The 16670-nt window shown below is 73.6% G+C and carries 16 protein-coding genes; 2 read left to right on the top strand and 14 right to left on the bottom strand.

The window, feature by feature from the left end; all coding sequences use genetic code 11:
* The 13 genes from ABD323_RS33070 to ABD323_RS33010 all read right to left on the bottom strand — a co-directional run.
* On the bottom strand, nucleotides 1–276 hold a 276-nt coding region (locus ABD323_RS33070), incomplete at its 3' end, for a hypothetical protein (RefSeq protein WP_344445749.1).
* A gap of 40 nt (nucleotides 277–316) precedes the next feature.
* On the bottom strand, nucleotides 317–724 hold the full coding sequence (locus ABD323_RS33065; protein WP_344445748.1) for an avidin-fold protein: 408 nt from the start codon (nucleotides 722–724) through the stop codon (nucleotides 317–319).
* Nucleotides 721–1971 carry an ATP-grasp domain-containing protein gene (locus ABD323_RS33060; protein WP_344445747.1) on the bottom strand — a complete coding sequence of 417 codons (1251 nt, stop codon included), beginning with the start codon at nucleotides 1969–1971 and terminating at the stop codon, nucleotides 721–723. Before ABD323_RS33060 ends, ABD323_RS33065 begins: the two co-directional genes overlap by 4 nt.
* A gap of 37 nt (nucleotides 1972–2008) precedes the next feature.
* A complete protein-coding gene (locus tag ABD323_RS33055) occupies nucleotides 2009–3592 on the bottom strand; it encodes a class I tRNA ligase family protein (RefSeq protein ID WP_344445746.1) in 1584 nt (527 codons plus the stop codon).
* Nucleotides 3589–3978 (bottom strand): cupin domain-containing protein, encoded by a 390-nt coding sequence (locus ABD323_RS33050; protein ID WP_344445745.1) that lies wholly within the window; start codon nucleotides 3976–3978, stop codon nucleotides 3589–3591. Before ABD323_RS33050 ends, ABD323_RS33055 begins: the two co-directional genes overlap by 4 nt.
* A gap of 40 nt (nucleotides 3979–4018) precedes the next feature.
* A complete protein-coding gene (locus ABD323_RS33045; RefSeq protein WP_344445744.1) occupies nucleotides 4019–5290 on the bottom strand; it encodes a lysine N(6)-hydroxylase/L-ornithine N(5)-oxygenase family protein in 1272 nt (423 codons plus the stop codon).
* Nucleotides 5291–5448: 158 nt separating this feature from the next.
* Nucleotides 5449–6534, bottom strand: coding sequence for an FAD-dependent oxidoreductase (locus tag ABD323_RS33040; protein ID WP_344445743.1), 1086 nt, complete (start codon nucleotides 6532–6534; stop codon nucleotides 5449–5451).
* 6 nt (nucleotides 6535–6540) lie between these two features.
* Nucleotides 6541–7689, bottom strand: a complete 1149-nt coding sequence (locus ABD323_RS33035; RefSeq protein WP_344445742.1) for a ParB/RepB/Spo0J family partition protein — start codon at nucleotides 7687–7689, stop codon at nucleotides 6541–6543.
* 213 nt (nucleotides 7690–7902) lie between these two features.
* Nucleotides 7903–9297, bottom strand: coding sequence for an MFS transporter (locus tag ABD323_RS33030; RefSeq protein WP_344445741.1), 1395 nt, complete (start codon nucleotides 9295–9297; stop codon nucleotides 7903–7905).
* On the bottom strand, nucleotides 9294–10547 hold the full coding sequence (locus ABD323_RS33025; RefSeq protein WP_344445740.1) for an ATP-grasp domain-containing protein: 1254 nt from the start codon (nucleotides 10545–10547) through the stop codon (nucleotides 9294–9296). The genes ABD323_RS33030 and ABD323_RS33025 overlap by 4 nt, the downstream gene beginning before the upstream one ends.
* Nucleotides 10548–10931: 384 nt before the next feature.
* Complete coding sequence (locus tag ABD323_RS33020) at nucleotides 10932–12341, bottom strand: vWA domain-containing protein (RefSeq protein ID WP_344445739.1); 1410 nt, start codon at nucleotides 12339–12341, stop codon at nucleotides 10932–10934.
* Nucleotides 12338–13225 carry an AAA family ATPase gene (locus ABD323_RS33015; protein ID WP_344445738.1) on the bottom strand — a complete coding sequence of 296 codons (888 nt, stop codon included), beginning with the start codon at nucleotides 13223–13225 and terminating at the stop codon, nucleotides 12338–12340. The genes ABD323_RS33020 and ABD323_RS33015 overlap by 4 nt, the downstream gene beginning before the upstream one ends.
* Nucleotides 13226–13307: 82 nt before the next feature.
* Nucleotides 13308–13706 (bottom strand): nuclear transport factor 2 family protein, encoded by a 399-nt coding sequence (locus ABD323_RS33010; RefSeq protein WP_344445737.1) that lies wholly within the window; start codon nucleotides 13704–13706, stop codon nucleotides 13308–13310.
* Between the two features lie 611 nt (nucleotides 13707–14317).
* Here ABD323_RS33010 and ABD323_RS33005 point away from each other — a divergent pair.
* Nucleotides 14318–15418 (top strand): PP2C family protein-serine/threonine phosphatase, encoded by a 1101-nt coding sequence (locus ABD323_RS33005; RefSeq protein WP_344445736.1) that lies wholly within the window; start codon nucleotides 14318–14320, stop codon nucleotides 15416–15418.
* A gap of 96 nt (nucleotides 15419–15514) precedes the next feature.
* On the opposite strand, the gene ABD323_RS33000 is transcribed toward ABD323_RS33005, so the two are convergent.
* Nucleotides 15515–16438 carry a LysR family transcriptional regulator gene (locus ABD323_RS33000; RefSeq protein ID WP_344445735.1) on the bottom strand — a complete coding sequence of 308 codons (924 nt, stop codon included), beginning with the start codon at nucleotides 16436–16438 and terminating at the stop codon, nucleotides 15515–15517.
* A gap of 58 nt (nucleotides 16439–16496) precedes the next feature.
* Here ABD323_RS33000 and ABD323_RS32995 point away from each other — a divergent pair.
* A partial coding sequence (locus ABD323_RS32995) for an NAD(P)-binding domain-containing protein (RefSeq protein ID WP_344445750.1) occupies nucleotides 16497–16670 on the top strand: 174 nt, incomplete at its 3' end.

The following is a 16670-nucleotide window of genomic DNA, read 5'->3' as shown; positions in this document are numbered from 1 at the left end:
CCCCCGCGGTACCCCCCCGCCCCCCCCCGCCCCCCCCCCCCCCCCCCCCCGCCCGGCGCCGCCCCGCCCGGCCACCGGCCCGGCCGGGCAGGCCGGGGCGAGCACCACCCGCAGCGCGCGCAGCTCGCCGGCCGGGTCCCGCAGGCCCTCCAGGGCCAGGCCCGCCTCGATCAGCTGGGCCGGATCGGTGGTCTGGGCGAGGGCCAGCCGGACGTCCGGGGCCGGCGCGGTGCCCGCCGTGACGGCCTGCCGGACGGCTTCGATCAGCTCAGGCATCCGGCCCTGGCCCGGGCTCGCAGCCGCCGTCCGGCCCGCCTCACGCCGAGCCTCCGCCCACGGCGGCCGCCACCGGGTCGCCGGCGTGCCGGGGCCCGGGCCGCTCGTCCTGGTCCTCGGCGATCTCCTCCAGCAACGAGATGCCGCTGGCGGCGTGCGCCCCGAACCGCTCCCAGGTCTCGTGCAGCCGGATCCGGCCGTCGGGCAGCCGGGTGGGCGTGGAGTGGCAGCGGCCGGAGACCACCTCGCCGTCGCCCAGCACCATGCAGTAGGCGAAGGTGAGGGTGCCGTCCGGGGCGCAGATCCCGGTCAGCGTGCCGCGCCGGGCGTCGCCGCCCGAGAACTCGCCCCAGAGCAGGTCGCCGCGCTGGCGGTAGAGCGCGCTGCGGCCGGACTCCTCGTGGTCCGCACTGACCGGGCGGAAGCGCCGGCCGTCGTAGTCGATCACTTCGGCTCCACCGTGACCTTGATCTGGGCCGCGAACTCGGTCATCGTCCCCATCGCCTCCTCGTACGAGGAGCCGGTGGTTCCGAGGAACCCGACGATCGAGTTGCCGTGCGGCGGACGGAGGTTGAGGTCGCCCGGGCGGGCGGTCACCTTGAGCAGGAACACCTGGTCGGAGCCGGACACCAGCTCGGGCACCTCGACCTCCTGGACCAGGCCGTTCTCCTCGCTGATCAGGCACATCGCGGTGATGTGGGTGCCGGTGGGCCGGTAGTGGCGCACCTCGGGCTTCACCCCGCGGGCCACGTCCACCACGGCCTTGATCGGGTCGTACCCGGCGGTCAGCCGCGCGCACTCGTCCAGCCCGCCGCCGCCGACCCGGCCGGCGATCTCCAGCACGTACGGCCGGCCCTGGTGGAAGCGGACCTCGGCGTGCGCCACGCTGCGCCGCAGGCCCTGCGCGTGCAGGCCGGCCCGGACCACCTCGTGCACCGCCGCGAGGTCCGCCTCGCCCAGCGAGGTGGGCCCGTGGTGCACGTCGTCGTCGAAGGTGGCGCCCTCGACGGTGACCCGGTCGATCACCGAACCGAGGTAGACCTCGTCGTCCCAGGCCAGCGCCTCGATCAGGAACTCCCGGCCGTCCAGGAAGGACTCGATCAACAGCCCGTCCGGGCCCAGGTCCAGGCCGCCGATCTCGGCGTGCGACCAGTACATGCCCTTGAGGCCCTCCTGGGCCTGGGCGAAGCGCTCGGTCAACTCGGCCTCGTCGTCGGCCTTGAAGACGAAGTTGCTGGCCGCGCCGAGGGTCGGCTTGATGATCACCGGGTAGCCGAAGTCGGCGGCGGCGGCCTTGGCCTGCTCGACGTCCTCGGCGTAGCGGTAACCGGGGTGGGCCGCCTGGCCGCGCTCGTGCGCCTGGCGCATCAGGTACTTGTTGCGGCTGGCCTTGGCGGCCTCCACCCCGATGCTGGGCAGCTCCAGCGCCTCGGCCACCACCGCCACGGCGATCACCGCCGACTCGGAGAAGGTGATGACCCCCTCGAACTGCTCGGTGGCGTGCCACTGCCGGGCCAGCTCGACGAGCGCGTCGGCGTCCTGGCTACCGGCGATCCGGTACCGCTCCTCGGGCCAGAAGCCCGGCTGCCCCTGTCCGTTGAGCACGTAGAGGTCCACGCCGAGGTCCACGACCTGCTGGTAGCGGGACTTGTAGTACTCCTTGTTCTGGGCGCTCTCGATGGCGAGCAGCTTCATGTGGTCCTCTGTCCTCGGTATGTCCGCTGCGGGGTGCTCAGTTGGCCGGCAGGGTGGGCAGTCGGAAGGGGGCGATCTTGTCCTCGGTGCCCGGCGTCAGATCCAGTCGGACGCCGGCCGCCAGCGCCTGCGCGCCGGTGTCCACCAGAATCGGCGCGGACCAGCCGAGCAGGGTCCGTGCCTCCAGCAGGAGGTCACCGAACTCGCTTGCAGAATAGGCGCGTTCGCCGAGTTCGGCGAGCTTGTCGGCGAGCAGGGCGGCCGCCCTGGCGACGCTGAAGTCGGTCAGCTCGAAGCAGGCGTGCAGCTCGTCGGCGAAGGCGGTGGCGCGCTCGCGCGCCGCGGCGGACACCGCCAGCTGCGCCCCCTCGCCGTGCTCGGCCAGCAGCCCCTCGATCCTGGCGGCCAGTTCGTTCCAGGGACCCACCAGTCGCCGGGCCGTCACGGTGGCCAGGTCGGCCCGGGTGAAGTTGGTCCGGGCCCGCTCGGGCAGGGTGAGGGCCAGGTAGAACCGGGCGACGTCGCGGGCCACCCCGGAGTCCAGCAGGTCCGCGCCGCGGATCAGGTGGTTGCGGCTGGTGGAGAACTTGGCGTTCTCCAGCTCGTAGAACTCGTTGACCACGCTCGCGCTCGGCCGCACGTACTTGTCGCCGTGCGCGAGCAGCAGCACCAGGCTGACCAGTCCCCAGTGGTACACGTTGTCGAAACCGTGCAGCAGCACCAGTTCGGCGTCGTGCTCGGCCTTCCAGTACTCGTCGTAGGGCACCGACGGGTCCTGGCCGTTGGCCCACCAGGTGGCGTACATGGCCAGCGCCATCGCCTCCACCCAGGGGTAGACGATCTGCCCCGGGGTCTCGGCGAACGGCGCCGGCACGCCCCAACGACCGGGCACCGTCACCGGGATGGCCGGCAGCTCGGCGGCCAGCAGCTGCTCGATCAGCCGGTTGGGGCGCGGCCGCCAGCGGCCGGCGGCCTCGGCGAAGTGCGCCTCGATCTCGGCGCGGTACTCCTCCAGCGGCAGCACCAGGATCCGCACCTCGCGGTAGCCCACCGGCTCCTCGGGGTCCAGCACGTAGCGCGGGTCGAGCAGTTCGTCGAAGTTGTTCGGCGCCCCGCAGTCCTCGCAGGCACCGCCGTTGCTCCCCGTTCCGCAGCTGGGGCAGCGGCCCACCAGCAGGCCGTCGTACAGGTGCACCCCCGACCGCTCCGCGTAGGGCAGCCGCACGGTGCGCTCGCGCAGCCGGCCGCCGGCGTGCAGCGCGGTGACGAACTCCACCACCGCCTCGCGCGTCCGTGCGTCCACCGGGGGCAGCAACCGGTCGGTGGCGGTGGTCAGTTCGATGGACATCGCGCGCAGCGAGCGCTCGATCGCGGCGGCCGAGTCGGCGGCCAGCCGGGCCGGCGTGGTGCCGGCGCGGGCGGCGGTGGCCAGCGTGTAGGTCTGGCTGTCGTCGGTGGTGGTGGTCCAGGTGACCTGCTGCCCGGTGGCGCGCAGGTAGCGGGCGTGGATGTCGGCCACCAGGTAGGGGCCGGCCAGGTGGCCCACGTGCAGGTCGCCGTTGGGGGTGGGGGTGGCCGCCACCAGGATCCGCGGCCGGGAGGCGGTCGGGGAGGCGCTCACTCCTGCTCACCCGCGGCCGGCTGCCGGGAGTGCCGCTCGGTGAAGGCGGTGGCCAGCTCGGTGTCCCACCAGATGGAGTAGAACTCCAGGTTGCTGTCCGAGTCGTTGATCGCGTAGTGCACGGTGCCCGGCGTGAAGTGCACGATGTCACCGGCCACGAACGGTCGGCGCACGCCGTCCGCCTCGATTTCCGCGGCCCCCTTGGCCGCGATCCAGATCTCGTACTCGTGGTGGTCGTGCGGGCGCGAGGAGGTGCCCGGCTCGACAATCGACCAGCAGCCCTCGAAGGGCGCGTTCAGCAGCGGCCAGGGCATCAGCCGCTGGGTGAAGAGTTCGTACTCGAAGGTGAGTTCCCCGCGATTGAGGGAACGGATTTCCATCGTCATCGTGCGCTCCTGTGGCTGGGTTCCGGGGCGGGGGTCGGGATCAGGCGACGTCGACCAGCACGCGCGGGCGGCGCTGGCGCAGCAGGTCCTGCACGATCTCGCCGGAGCGTCCGGCCAGCACGCTCAGCAACGAGTCGGAGATGCCGTGGGTGGCCTCGTTGACGCCCTGAAGGTAGACCGAGGGGCCGGACTCGGTGCCCGGCACGACCAGCCGGTAGTTGCGGTCGACGGTCACCTCGGCCAGGCCCAGCCGGTCGGCCAGGCCCTGCACCAGCTTGGGCATGGCGGCCTCGTAGCCCGTCCCCAGCAGCACGTAGTCCGCGGCCAGTTCGCTGACCTGGCCGGTCTTGCGGTCGCGCAGGGTGAGCACCGCCTCGCCGTTCTCGAAGCGGGTGGCGGTGACGTCGGTCATGGTGACCAGGCGCAGCCGCTCCTCGCCGCTGAGCCGCTCGAGGTAGCGCTGGCGGTAGAGGGTCTCCAGCATCGCGGGCGCGAGCCCGGCGTAGTTGCTCAGGTGCATCTCGTGCAGCAGCTGGCGGCGGGACTCCTCGGGCGCCGCGTGGAACTCGTCGATGAACGAGCCGTAGTAGACCTCGTTGGTGAACTTGCTGGACTCGTAGTTCTTCAGGCCGATCGAGCGCATCACCATGGTGGTGTCCGCGGTCGGGAAGCCCTGGTGCACCGCCCAGAGCAGCTCGGCGGCGCTCTGCGCCCCGCCGATCACCACGAAGCGGTGCCGGGCGGCCGGGTCCAGCGCGGCGATCCGCGCGGAGTACTCGGTGCTGTGGATGACCCGCTCGGCGGGCAGCGCGGCGAACTCGGCGGGGATCCGCGCGTCGCGGCCGGCGCCGATCGACAGGTGACGGGCGGTGATCACCGAGCCGTCCGCGAAGTCGGCCCGCCAGCCCTCGACGCTGCCGTCACGGGCCCGCTCGGGGGCCAGCGCGGTGCAGGTGCGGCTGTAGTCGACGCCCACCCGGCCCAGCGAGTCGGCCACCCACTGCAGGTAGCCGGAGATCTCCTGGCGGTAGGGGGTGAAGGTGCCCAGGTTGATGAACTCGTCCAACCGCCCCACGCTGTGCAGGTAGTTGACGAACGAGAACGGGCTGGTGGGGTTGCGCAGGGTCACCAGGTCCTTGAGGAAGGACACCTGGCTCTGGGTCCACGGCAGCAGCATGCCGCGCTGCCACACCACCGAGTCGGCCTGCTCGACGATCCTGGTGCGCTCGGCGAGATCGCCGGGGGCCAGTTCCTCCAGGGCCACCGCCAGGGCGAGATTCGCCGGCCCGGCGCCGATGGCGAGCAGTTCCACGTCCTGGCTTTCCAAAGCCGTCCCCAATCAGAGAATGCGGGTGCCGCTCCGCGGGTAGGACACGCGGGGGGCGGAGGGTCGATTTTCTTCCTGAATGCTAGGCAGGCCGCATTTTCCACGACAAGGCGTTCAACTGACTGATATTGCGTCAGCAAGGTTTATTTGAGTGCCTGGTGGAGTTCGCGGGCGGCCAGCCGGCCGGCCTGGACGGCGGTCTTGGCCGCGCCGCCGGTGCCGCCGGTGAAGGTGAAGAGCGCCGGGTGGCCCGGCAGTTCGCGCAGGGCCAGGCCGCCGGATCGGGCGTAACAGTCCGCGGCGACCACCGTACGGGCCTGCGGACCTGGCCAACTCGGCAGTCCGAAGCGGTCCTTGACGCAGTCGGCGAGCCGGTCGGCGAGCTGCTGGTCGGGGGTGTCACCAGCCGGGTCGACGTCCCAGCGCTCGGTGGGCAGGCCGAGCAGGAAGCCGTCGCCGTCCGGGCGGCCGTACAGCCCGCTGGTCTCGTCCACGAACACGCCCAGGCCCGGCAGTCGGGCCGCCCCCAGGGTGTACTGGATCTGCTTGCTGCGCAGTTGCTGGTCCGGCAGCTGCCACCGGGCCAGCAGGGTGGGGGTCCACGGCCCGGTGGCGAGCACCACGGCGTCGAAGCGCTCGACCGCGCCGGCTCCCGAGCGGACGGCCGGGCCGGGCAGCACTGCGGTGACCGGTTCGGGGCGCACGGTGCCGCCCCGGGCCGCCACCTGGTGCAGCAGGGAGCGGCGCAGGCCGGCCGGTGAGATCCGGCCGGCCGCGCGCTCGAGCACCGCGCCGGTGCCGGGCGGCAGGTTGCGGAAGGCCGGCAGCTCGGTGGCGTCCACCAACTGGGCCGAGCCGGGCAGCAGCGGCTCCACCAGCTCGAGCACCCGGACCGCGGCCGCCCGGTCGGCGCCGGCGGCCACCAGGTAGCTGGAGGTGGCCTCCTGGTAGTGGGACCAGGCCCGCAGCAGCGGATCGGCCCGCAGTTCGGCCAGGCTCAGCGCGGCCAGCGCGGCCGCCTCGGGGTCGATCTCGAAGGCGCGCACCAGGCCGCCGGAGGCCTCGGTGGCGTCCTTGGGCGTGCCCGGGTGCGCGGTGAAGACCGTGCTCCGGACGCCGAGTTGTCCCAGCCGCCAGGCGAGCACGGCGCCCGCCAGCCCGCCGCCGACCACGGCGACGCCGGCGGTGCGGACGGCGCGAGCGGGGACCGCGTCGGTCGTCGTGTCCATCCCCCGTCAGCCGATCTGCCGTGCTCGGTAGTGGAGTTCGAGGGCCAGCTCGCGCCAGATGTCGGAGCACTCCTCGGCCAGTTCGGCCACCACGGGCAGCAGGTGCGGCGGGATGTTGCGCAGCTCGCTCTCCGCCTCGCCGACCACCACCAGCCGCCGGTGCAGCCAGACCAGCAGGGCCCGGCCGTGGTCGGTGAAGCGCAGCGAGGGGTCGCGACGCAGGCTCTCCAGCCCCGCGAAGGCCTCCGCCCCTCCGCGTCGGCTGGCCGGCCGCTCGCCCGTCGCCCGCTCGGTGCCTGGCCGTTCGGCGCCGATCCGCCGCATGGCCGGCAGGGCGGGCTGCGGCCGGGTGCCGTCGGGGCCCTGGCTCCAGCCGTCGGCGGGCGCCGCGGCGCGCATCGCCGCCGCGCCGAGCCCCCGCCCGGCGCCCGCGGCCCGGTGCTCGCCGTTGGCCGCCTCGCCCCCCGCCGGCCCGCCGGCGGTGCCCGGGGTGTCGGCCTGTCCGCTGGGGGCCGGCTCAGCCGGCTCGGTTCTGCCGCGCTGCACGGGGTCCTCGCCGCGCTCCAGGCGGGCGCGGATGTCGTGCGCGGTTCCCAGCGAGACCCGGGCCGCCTGCGCGATCTCGCGCAGCGAGGCGTCCGGGTACTCGCGGATCACCTCGACCGCCCGCCGGCGCCCCTCGTCCGCGTTGACCGGCCGCAGCCGTCCGTCGCGGCCCAGCCGGGCACCGAGTTCCTCCGCGCCGGCGCGCTTGCGGATCGCGCTCACGGTGGCGGCCGCGAGGCCGGTCAGCTGGGCCACCGCCCGGTCGGCCAGCTCCGGTTGGAGGGCGACGATGCGCCGCGCGGCCTCCTTGCGCTCGGCCAGCGAGAGCGGCAGGCCGTGGGTCACGTTCGCCTGCACGCCCAGGATGTAGGCAGCCGCGTCGGTGCCGTCGAAGAACTCGACCGCGATCGTCCGCTCGCCCTTGAGGTGGGCGGCGCGCAGCCGGTGCATGCCGTCGATCACCCGCATGGTGCTGCGGTGCACCACGATGGCGGGGAGCTCGGCGTCCGTCTCGGCCAGCCGGCGGATGTGGTTCTCGTCCTCCGCGCCGAAACGGGGGGACTGCCCCGGGAGGACGGAGTCGATCGGTATCCGGTCCACAGTATTCATGTCACGCCCCTAGGCAAGTGTTTCGCCAGAACCGTTGTGGCTCCATGTGCCGGAGCCCGGAATTGTGCTGTACACGTGGGAGCTGGAACAGAGTTCGCGGTCGGCGCCCCATGCGGGGTCGCCGGCGGAGCGCCGCCGCGTCTGTCGTCACGCTTCGAGAGGGTGGGTCGGTTCCCGGCCGCGAGCGCCCTTCGGCACCCGCGGCCGGGCGCGTCAGACGCCTTCGCTGACCGGCTCGCTGTCCGACTCGGATCCGGGCTCCCCACCCGGTCCGGCATCCCGCTCGGCGTCCTTGGCCGCCTCCTGGGCGGCCTCCTGCTCGCGGGCCTCGACCAGGGGGGCGATCGGCTTCATGCCGAGCGCTCCGAAGACCGTGGAGAAGACCGCGAAGACCGCCACGACGGGCCACACCCCGTGCCCCAGCCGCTGGAAGAGCAGGCCACCGATCACCGGGCCGATCGCCGTGCCGGCGGTGAACATCAGCTGGAAGCTGCTGATGTAGCGGGCCTTGAGGCGCGGCGGGGCGACCAGACCCGGGTAGGCGAAGAGCGTCGGCCCGCCGAGGATCTCGCCCAGCGTCCAGATCAGCGTGCCGATCAGGATGACGGCCGCGCCCAGCGGCAGGCCGTAACAGGCCTCGCCGAGGCCGACCAGCGCGAACGCGCTGCCGGCGGTGATCCTGATCGGCCACTTCTGCGAGAAGCGGGTCAGCGGCAGCTCGCAGGCGATCACGATGACGCTGTTGGCCGAGACCGCCAGGCTGTACCAGAAGACGTCCACGCCGGCCCGGGTGACGTCCAGCGGCAGGGTGGAGAGGTACTGCGAGTAGATGATCGCGTTGGCCAGCGACGCCAGCAGGTAGAAGACGTAACGGGTGTCGCGCAGCACCTGGAGGTAGCTCTCGCGCGGCTGGGGCCCCGAGGCGTCCTGCCCGTCCTGCTCGCCGGCCGCCCCGGCCTCGTCGGCTGCGGCGGGCTTGGCCGCCGCCTCGCCGGAGGCCGCCTTGCCCGGCAGGGTCAGGAAGGCCATCACCGCGTACCCGACGGCCACCGCCGCCTCGCCCCAGAAGAGCATGCCGTAGCCGTGCCCGCCCAGCCGGTACAGCCCGAAGCCGAGCTGCGGGCAGAGCGTGGTGCCGAGGTTGAGTCCCAGCCGCCAGATCCCGAAGACCATCACCTGCCGGTCGTCGGGGATCAGCTCGGAGAGCAGCGCCGCCGACGCCGGCCGGTAGATGGTCTGGAAGAGGCCGACCAGCAGCACCGAGACGACGATCAGCGGATAGCTGTGCACGTAGTACACCAGCACCAGCAGCAGCGAGGAGCCGGTCATGCTCAGCACGGTGGCGTTGCGCGCGCCCAGCAGGTTGGCCAGCGCGCCGCCGATCAGCACACCGGCCACGCCGCCGGCGCCGTAGGCGCCCAGCGCGAAGGCGGACTGGTCCGCTGAGTAGCCCTGCGAGGTCATGTACAGCACCAGGAAGATGCTGAGGAACGCCCCGAGCCGGTTGATCACCACCCCGGCCAGGATCGCCTTCACCGCGATCGGCGACTCAATGAAGGTGGCCCAGGCCCCGGGCCCGGCGGCCTTGGCCTTCAGCCGCGCGCTCACGCGGGGACGACGACGAGTGCCGCCTCGGCCGCGTCCAGCGCCCGGGTACAGCCGTCCAGGCTGTCGGCGACCGCGGTCGCGTAGGCGATCCGGCCCCAGACCGTGCCCTTCGGCGGCGGTGAGACGGTGGCGCCCGGCTGGGCCACCACGACGGCGCGGTCGATCTCGGCGGGCAACCGCTGCTCGTCGAAGGCGATCGAGCCGATCACGGTGTCGTCCTCGGTGACGTAGAAGAACCGGATGGCGGTGACCACGGCGCGCTGCGCGGTGGTCTCGGGCGCGAGGCCGCAGGCCACCCGGGCCGCGGCCAGGCCCGGGTCGATGCCGGTGGCCAGCCGCCCGAGGTAGGGGATCAGGTCGCCGCCGAGCCGCCCGTTGACCTCGATCAGCTTGGGCCCCTCCGCGGTGAGCATGAACTCGCTGTGCGTCCAGCCGTCGGTGAAGCCGAGCGCGGCGTGGATGTCGCTCAGCAGCCGCGCGAAGCCCTCGTCGGCGAGCAGCGGGTCGGCCGCGTCCACACTGTGGCCGATCTCCTCGGCGTACGGCGGGTAGCCGACCTGCTTGCGCCCCACGAACAGCGGCGTCAGCACGCCGCCGCGCACGGTGGCGTCCACGCTGATCTCCTCGCCCGACACGAACTCCTCGACCAGGTAGGGCTCGTCGGAGTTGTAGAAGATCGGGTCGGGCAGCGTGGCGGCGCTGGTGAAGGCGAACCCGCGGGCCAGGCCGGCGGGGTCGTCCACCTTGATCACGCCGACGCTGGCCCCGAAGCCGCGCGGCTTGAGGATGACCGGGTAGCCGATCCGCTCGGCGGCCAGCACCGCCTCCTGCTCGGTGGTCACCGGTATCGAGGCGGGCTGCGGCAGGCCGGCCGCGGCCAGCGCCTGGCGGGTCTGGGCCTTGTCGCGCAGCCGCCAGATCACCGCCGGGTCGCCGTTGGGGAGCTTGAGGGCCTCGGCGATGTGCGAGGCGGCGTGGATCCGTGCCTCGTCCCAGCAGAGCACGCCGTCGAACGGGCTGTGCGCGTGCAGTTCGGCCGCGGCCGCCGCCATCCCCGGCCCGTCGTAGGTGTCCGGGACGACGGTCCAGCCGCTCAGGTACTCCTTCTCCCACGAGGGTTCGACCGTGTGGAAGAGGTGCACCCGGAACTCACTGCTGATCGATCGCAGGAGGTACTCGCGGTACGACCGCATGCCCGTGGCGACCAGGAGGAGAAGTGGCCGCATCGACACTTCGCTGCCGGTGATCATGGTCTCTGATGTCCTTCCTGGACCCCCCCTGCCCTATCCGCCCAGGAAACGGATCGGGTCGCCGCCATTGGAGTCCTGGCGAATTCGACCCACAACCTACAAGCGTGGCTGACGGGCTGTCGACAGCTCGGCCCCCGCACGCCCGACCTGTTCGGATTCCCAACTCGCGCCCACGTCAAGGTTATGACTTCACGTAAGTGTCCGCCGGCCGTTGGCTGGCCGGCGTTCAACCGTCAGGCCTCAGCAGTTGAACGCCACCTGACAGACCTCCGGGGTACGCTCCGGCCGGGGGAGTGTGGAATGGGGGCCACGTGACGACAATTCGTTCCCTGGGTCGGATAGTTATGACCCAACCGGAATAACTGCCGTGAATGCGACCGGCGGTCACAGGGGCAGCAGGCGGGCGACCAGTTCGCCGAGCCGGCGGGCGTTGCGGCAGGGATGCATCTCGACGTGCTCGGCGTAGCGCAGTGCCGCGCTGTCCCCGCTCGCCCAGCGGTCGGGCTGCTCGGGATTGAGCCAGTACACCCGCCGGGCGCGGGCGGCGATGGTGCGCAGCGCCGCCACGTTGGGGTCGAAGCCGTTGGTCCGGGCGTCGCCCAGGATCAGCACGCTGGTCCGCGGCCCGACCGCCGCCAGGTGGCGCTCGACGAACTCGCCCAGCGCGGCGCCGTAGTCGCTGCTGCCGTGGTAGCCGGCCACCGTCGCCTCGGTGAGGATGCGCCGGCCCAGGCCGGCCGGATCGGCGGACCCCGCGGCGACCAGGTCGGTCACCTCGTCGATCCGGTTGACGAAGGCGAAGACCCGCACCCGGCTGAACTGGTCGCGCATCGCCTGGACCAGCAGCATGGTGAAGTCGGCGAAGCCGGCCACCGATCCGGAGATGTCGCAGAGCAGCACGATCTCCGGCCGCCCGGGCCGGCGCCGGCGCTGCACCACCCGCAGCGGCACCCCGCCGGTGGAGAGCGAGCGCCGCAGGGTCCGCCGCAGGTCGATCCGCCCGTGCGCGGCGCGCCGGCGGCGGGCGGCCAGCCGGGTGGCGAGCTTGCGGGCCAGCGGCTGCACGGTCCGGCGCAGCTCGGCCAGCTGGTCGCGTCCGGCGAACAGGAAGTCGACCTGGTCGACGGTGGGTGCGATCGCGCGCTGGGCGATCCGCTCGGTGCCGCGCACCTCGGCGACCCGCCGGCGGGCCTCGGCGCCGACCAGGGTGCGGAACTCCTCGATCCGGCGGCGGATCTCATGCCCGGTCAGCGGGTCGGTGAAGGCCACCGCCTCGCCGGCGGGCCGGCCGGCCCGCAGCGCCTCCACCACGTAGGCGAGCAGCGTCTCGGGGGTCAGCCGGCCCAGCGTCTGGTGCGCGGACCAGCCGTCCGAGGCGGGGGAGGAGCCGTAGCGGCCGAACCCGTCCACCGCCTCGCCCGCCAGTGCGGCCAGCGCGGCCCGGTCGCCGGCGGGCTCCTCCGCGGCCAGCCGCTCGCGCAGCGCGGCCAGGTCGACGGGGTCGGCGCCCGGCTCGCCCTCATCGCGGCGGGCCGCCTCGGGACGGCCGACGGCGAGCGGGAAGAACAGGTCGAAGGTCGCGTCGAAGACCGCCCGCTGCCCGTCCGCGCGCAGCAGCGCCGCCGCCAGCCCCGCCCGCAGGCGCTCGCGGTCGGCCAGGCCCAGCACCGCCAGCACGGAGGCGGCGTCCACGCTCTCGCCCGGGCCGGTGCGCAGCCCGTGGCCGCGCAGCGCCTGCACGAAGCCGGTCAGCCGCGCGGCGACCGGGTCGACCTCCGGGCCCGGCCCGCTCACGCCAGGGTCAGCTTCCGGGTGGCCCGCACGATGTCCTCCTGGTGCTTGAGGATCACCCCGAGGCTGTCGTGCACCACCGTCTCGTCCAGTGCCTCGGCGCCCAGCGCGAGCAGCGTGCGGGCCCAGTCGATGGTCTCCGCCACCGAGGGCGCCTTGCGCAGCTCCATGGCGCGCAGCGCGTTGACCACCCGCACCAGCGAGGCGGCCAGCACCTCGCTCAGGCCCGGCACCTTCAGCTGGATGATCCGCTGCTCCAACTGCGCGTCGGGGAAGTCCAGGTGGAGGAAGAGGCAGCGCCGGCGCAGCGCCTCGGAGAGTTCACGGGTGGCGTTCGAGGTGAGCAGTACGAACGGGCGCCGGGTCGCCTCGATGGTGCCCAGCTCGGGGACCGTCACCTGGAAGTCGCTGAGCACCTCCAGCAGCAGCCCCTCGACCTCGACGTCGGCCTTGTCGGTCTCGTCGATCAGCAGCACGGTCGGCTCGTCGCCGCGGATCGCGGTGAGCAGCGGGCGGCTGAGCAGGAACTCCTCGCCGAAGATGTCGTGGCGCGCCTCGTCCCAGCCCTCCTCGCGCCCGGCGGTGATCCGCAGCAACTGCTTGGCGTGGTTCCACTCGTAGAGCGCGCGCGACTCGTCGATGCCCTCGTAGCACTGCAGGCGCACCAGCCGGGCCGCCCCGACCCGGGCCACCGCCTTGGCCAGCTCGGTCTTGCCGACCCCGGCCGGCCCCTCCACCAGCAGCGGCTTGCCCAGCCGGTCGGCCAGGAAGACCGTGGTGGCCACCGCGGTCGAGGCCAGGTAGCCCGCGGCCGCCAGTTGCCCGGCCACCTCGTCCACCGAGGCGAAGAACCCGGTCCCGACCGGCTGCCCGTCGTCTGCGCCCATGCCGCCAACTCCCCGCATCGAGGCCTCCGATGGAGGCTCTACCCGCGGGTAACGTACCGCACGCGGTGGCCGGGCCCCAGGCTCAGACCACCAGGGCGCGCCGCCAGGCGTCGGTGTCATGGTAGTTGACCATCCGGGCCACCCTGCCGTCGCGCAGGGTGAGCACCCAGACCGCCGCGGCGTCCAGCGCGTGACCGGTCCTGGTCACCCCGCTGGTGCGGCCCTCGACGACCACCACCTCGCCGGCGTCGTGCACCGTGAGCGGGGTGGCGGCGAAGCTCTCGAAGATCACCGGCAGCACGCCGAAGACCTTCTCGGCGACCGCCCCCGGGCCGACGTGGGTACCGCGCTGCGGCATGAACTCCGCCTCGCTCTCGATCCACTCGACGTCCGGTTGCAGGCCCGCCAGGACCTCCTCGACGGCGCCGCGCGCGAAGTTCTCGTAGATCCGGCGGACCGCGGTCACGTTCTCCTCGGACATGGCTGCCCCGCACCTCCTCGCCGTCGGCGGACGGGCGACCGGTGGAGCGGCGACCGCGCAGCGCGTTGTACGCCACCGGCAGGGGCCCTGAGCCCCTGTCAGCGCCGGGCGGCCGTCCCCCGCGCCGCCGCGCTGGGCGGTTCGTGCACTTGTTGCCAGTTTGCACCTTTTTCTGGTGGCTCGGTTCGCCTCCGGGCGCTCTTGACCCGGTGTCGACGCTCCTCGCTCCGGCGCTCCCTCCTTCGTCGGTCGCTTGTCGCTCTTCGCTTTCGACACCGGCGCGCCCTTCGGCTCACTCGCACCCCTTGCCGGCTCGGTTCGCCTCCGGGCGCTCTTGGCCCGGTGTCGACGGTCGGCGGGCGCTGCGCTCCCTCGTTCCTCGGTTGCTTGGCCCTTCTCCCTTTCGAGACCGGCGCGCCCTTCGGCTCACTCGCCGTGGTGCCTGGCGGGGGTCGGTGGGTGGGCTCGCGCTCTTCCCCGCCTCGCGGGTGTCCCGGCGCGTGGCCGGGCGCCGGGGGTGGGCTCGGCGGCCTTCCCGGGTCGTTCCATTCGGGGGGACGGAGCGGGATAAAGTGGTGCCAATCGGATATCGGGCGGGATCGGGGACGCGGATGGCAGTCGGCTCCACGCAGTGGCCCTGGTACGTCCGGCTGACGCCGGCGGTGCTGGTGGTCGCCGGGCTGGTCTGGGACGCGCTCGCCCCGGCCGACTACTGGGGCGACCCGATGCTCGCGGCGGCCGCCGTGGTGGCCGGCGCCCTGCTGTCGCTGCGGTACACGTTGCTGATCGGCGCCGTCATCATCGTCGGGGTGCTGGCGCTGACCGTCCGCGACGGCACGCTGGGCCACGTCTCGGGCTACCTGGAGCTGGCCAACACGCTCTTCGCGATCCTCATCGGCATCGGGGTCAACCGCGTGGTGGCCCGCCACGGGAAGCAACTGGACGTGGTGCGCTCGGTGGCGGAGGCGGCCCAGCGCGCCGTGCTCCCCGACCCGCCGCAGCGGATCGGGGAGCTGGCCGTCGCCGCCTGCTACCGGGCCGCCCAGACCGAGGCGCTGATCGGCGGCGACGCGTACGCCGTGCAGCGCACGCCCTACGGCACCCGGATGCTGATCGCGGACGTGCGCGGGAAGGGTCTGGGCGCGGTGGGCTCGGTCTCGGTGCTGCTCGGCGCCTTCCGGGAGGCCGCCGAGCAGGCCGCGGACCTGGCCGAGCTGGCCGACCGCCTGGAGCACGCCGTGCTGCGCGAAGCCCCGGACCTCACCGAGGAGTACCGGATGGAGGGCTTCATCACCGCGCTGCTCGGCGAGTTCGCACCGGCCGGTGACCAGGTGCGGCTGCTCAACTGCGGCCACCCCGCCGCGTACCTGCTGCCGGGCGACGGGTGCGGGCGGGTGCGGGCGCTGGAGCCCCGCGAGCCGGGACTGCCGCTGGGCATGAGCGGCCTGGGCCTGTCGCGCCGGGGCCCCGACGGCTGGCCGCTCGCCCCGGGCGACACGCTGCTGCTGCTCACCGACGGCGTCACCGAGGCCCGCGACGGCGCGGGCACCTTCTACGACCCGCGGACCCGGCTGACCGGCCGCGGCCCCTTCATCCGCCCGCAGGACGCGATCGACACGCTGATCCGCGACGTCGAGGAGTGGACCGGCGGCCCGCGCGACGACGACATGGCCGTGCTGGCCGTCACCCGGCGCCGCCGCCCGCCCGGCTGAGCCGCTGCTCCGGGGCGACTCGGGTGCTGTCGGTGGCCCACGTGCGCGCCGGCCACGCGCCGCGTGCGGTCGAGACGCCGTGGCAGCGCCGCTCCGTCACGGGCTTGCGCTGAGCCCGGTGTGGCCGCGCAGCAGGGTCAGGAAGGCGTGGGCGGCGGGTGAGGGCGTCAGCTCGCGGGCGGTGGCGGCGTAGACGTGGCGCGGCGGCACGTCCTGCGGGTCCAGGGCCAGCACGGTGATGTCGGGGCGCACCGCGGCGGCCGCCAGCGAGGGGATCAGGGTGATGCCCAGCCCCGCGGCGACGAAGCCCTGCTTGGCCATCCAGTCGCTCGCCACGAACCCGATCCGCGGCCGGAACCCGCTGCGCAGGCAGGAGGCGATCAGGGTCTGCCCGGGATCGGCGCTGCCGGCGATCCACTCCTCGTCGGCGAGGTCGGCCAGCGCGACCGCCTGCCGCCCGGCGAGCCGGTGCCCGTTCGGCACCGCGACCAGCATCGGGTCGTCGCGCAACCGGTGCAGCTCCAGGCCCTCGGGGAGCCGGTCGGCGCCCGCCGGCAGCAGGCTGATGACGCCCACGTCGACCGCGCCGGCCAGCAGCAGGTCCACCAGCTCGGCGGTCAGCCCCTCGCGCAGCGTCAGCTCGACGGCCGGGTGCGCGCGCCGGAAGGCCGCTATGGCGTGCGGGACCAGCGAGGCGTCGGCGGTGGCGAAGGCGCCCACCCGCAGCCGGCCGGTGGCCAGCGACCGCAGGTCCAGCAGCTCGCGGCGGGCCGCGTCCAGCCGCTCCAGCACCGCCTGCGCGTGCGGCAGCAGCCGGCGTCCCGCCTCGGTCGGCCGCACCCCGCGCGCCAGCCGGTCGAAGAGCACCGCCCCGGCCTCCTCCTCCAGCGCCGAGACCTGCCGCGAGACGGCGGACTGGGTGTAGCCCAGGACCCGGCCGGCGGCGGTGAAGGAGCCCAGCCGGGCGACCTCGGTGAAGACCCGCAGCAGCGGTGTCGAGAAGTCATGCGAGGGAGACATGGCAGCCATGCTAGACATTCGCTGGTCGCATCGGTGGCCACCTCCTACGGTGGAGTCCATGGAGACCAAGATCGCCCTGCTCGGACTGGGCACCATGGGAGCACCGATGGCCCGCCGCCTGCTCGCGGCCGGCCACGAGTTGACCGTCTGGAACCGGACCGCCGCGCGCGCCGAGCCGACCGGCCGCGGGCTCAGTAGCGCAGGCTCAGCTGCTCCCCGAGCTCGCGGAAGC

Source organism: Kitasatospora nipponensis (assembly GCF_039528135.1).
In the GTDB taxonomy this organism is placed as follows: Bacteria; Actinomycetota; Actinomycetes; order Streptomycetales; family Streptomycetaceae; genus Kitasatospora; species Kitasatospora nipponensis.
Note: the sequence above shows the minus strand (reverse complement) of the source record. Positions and strands in the feature narration are given on the sequence as shown.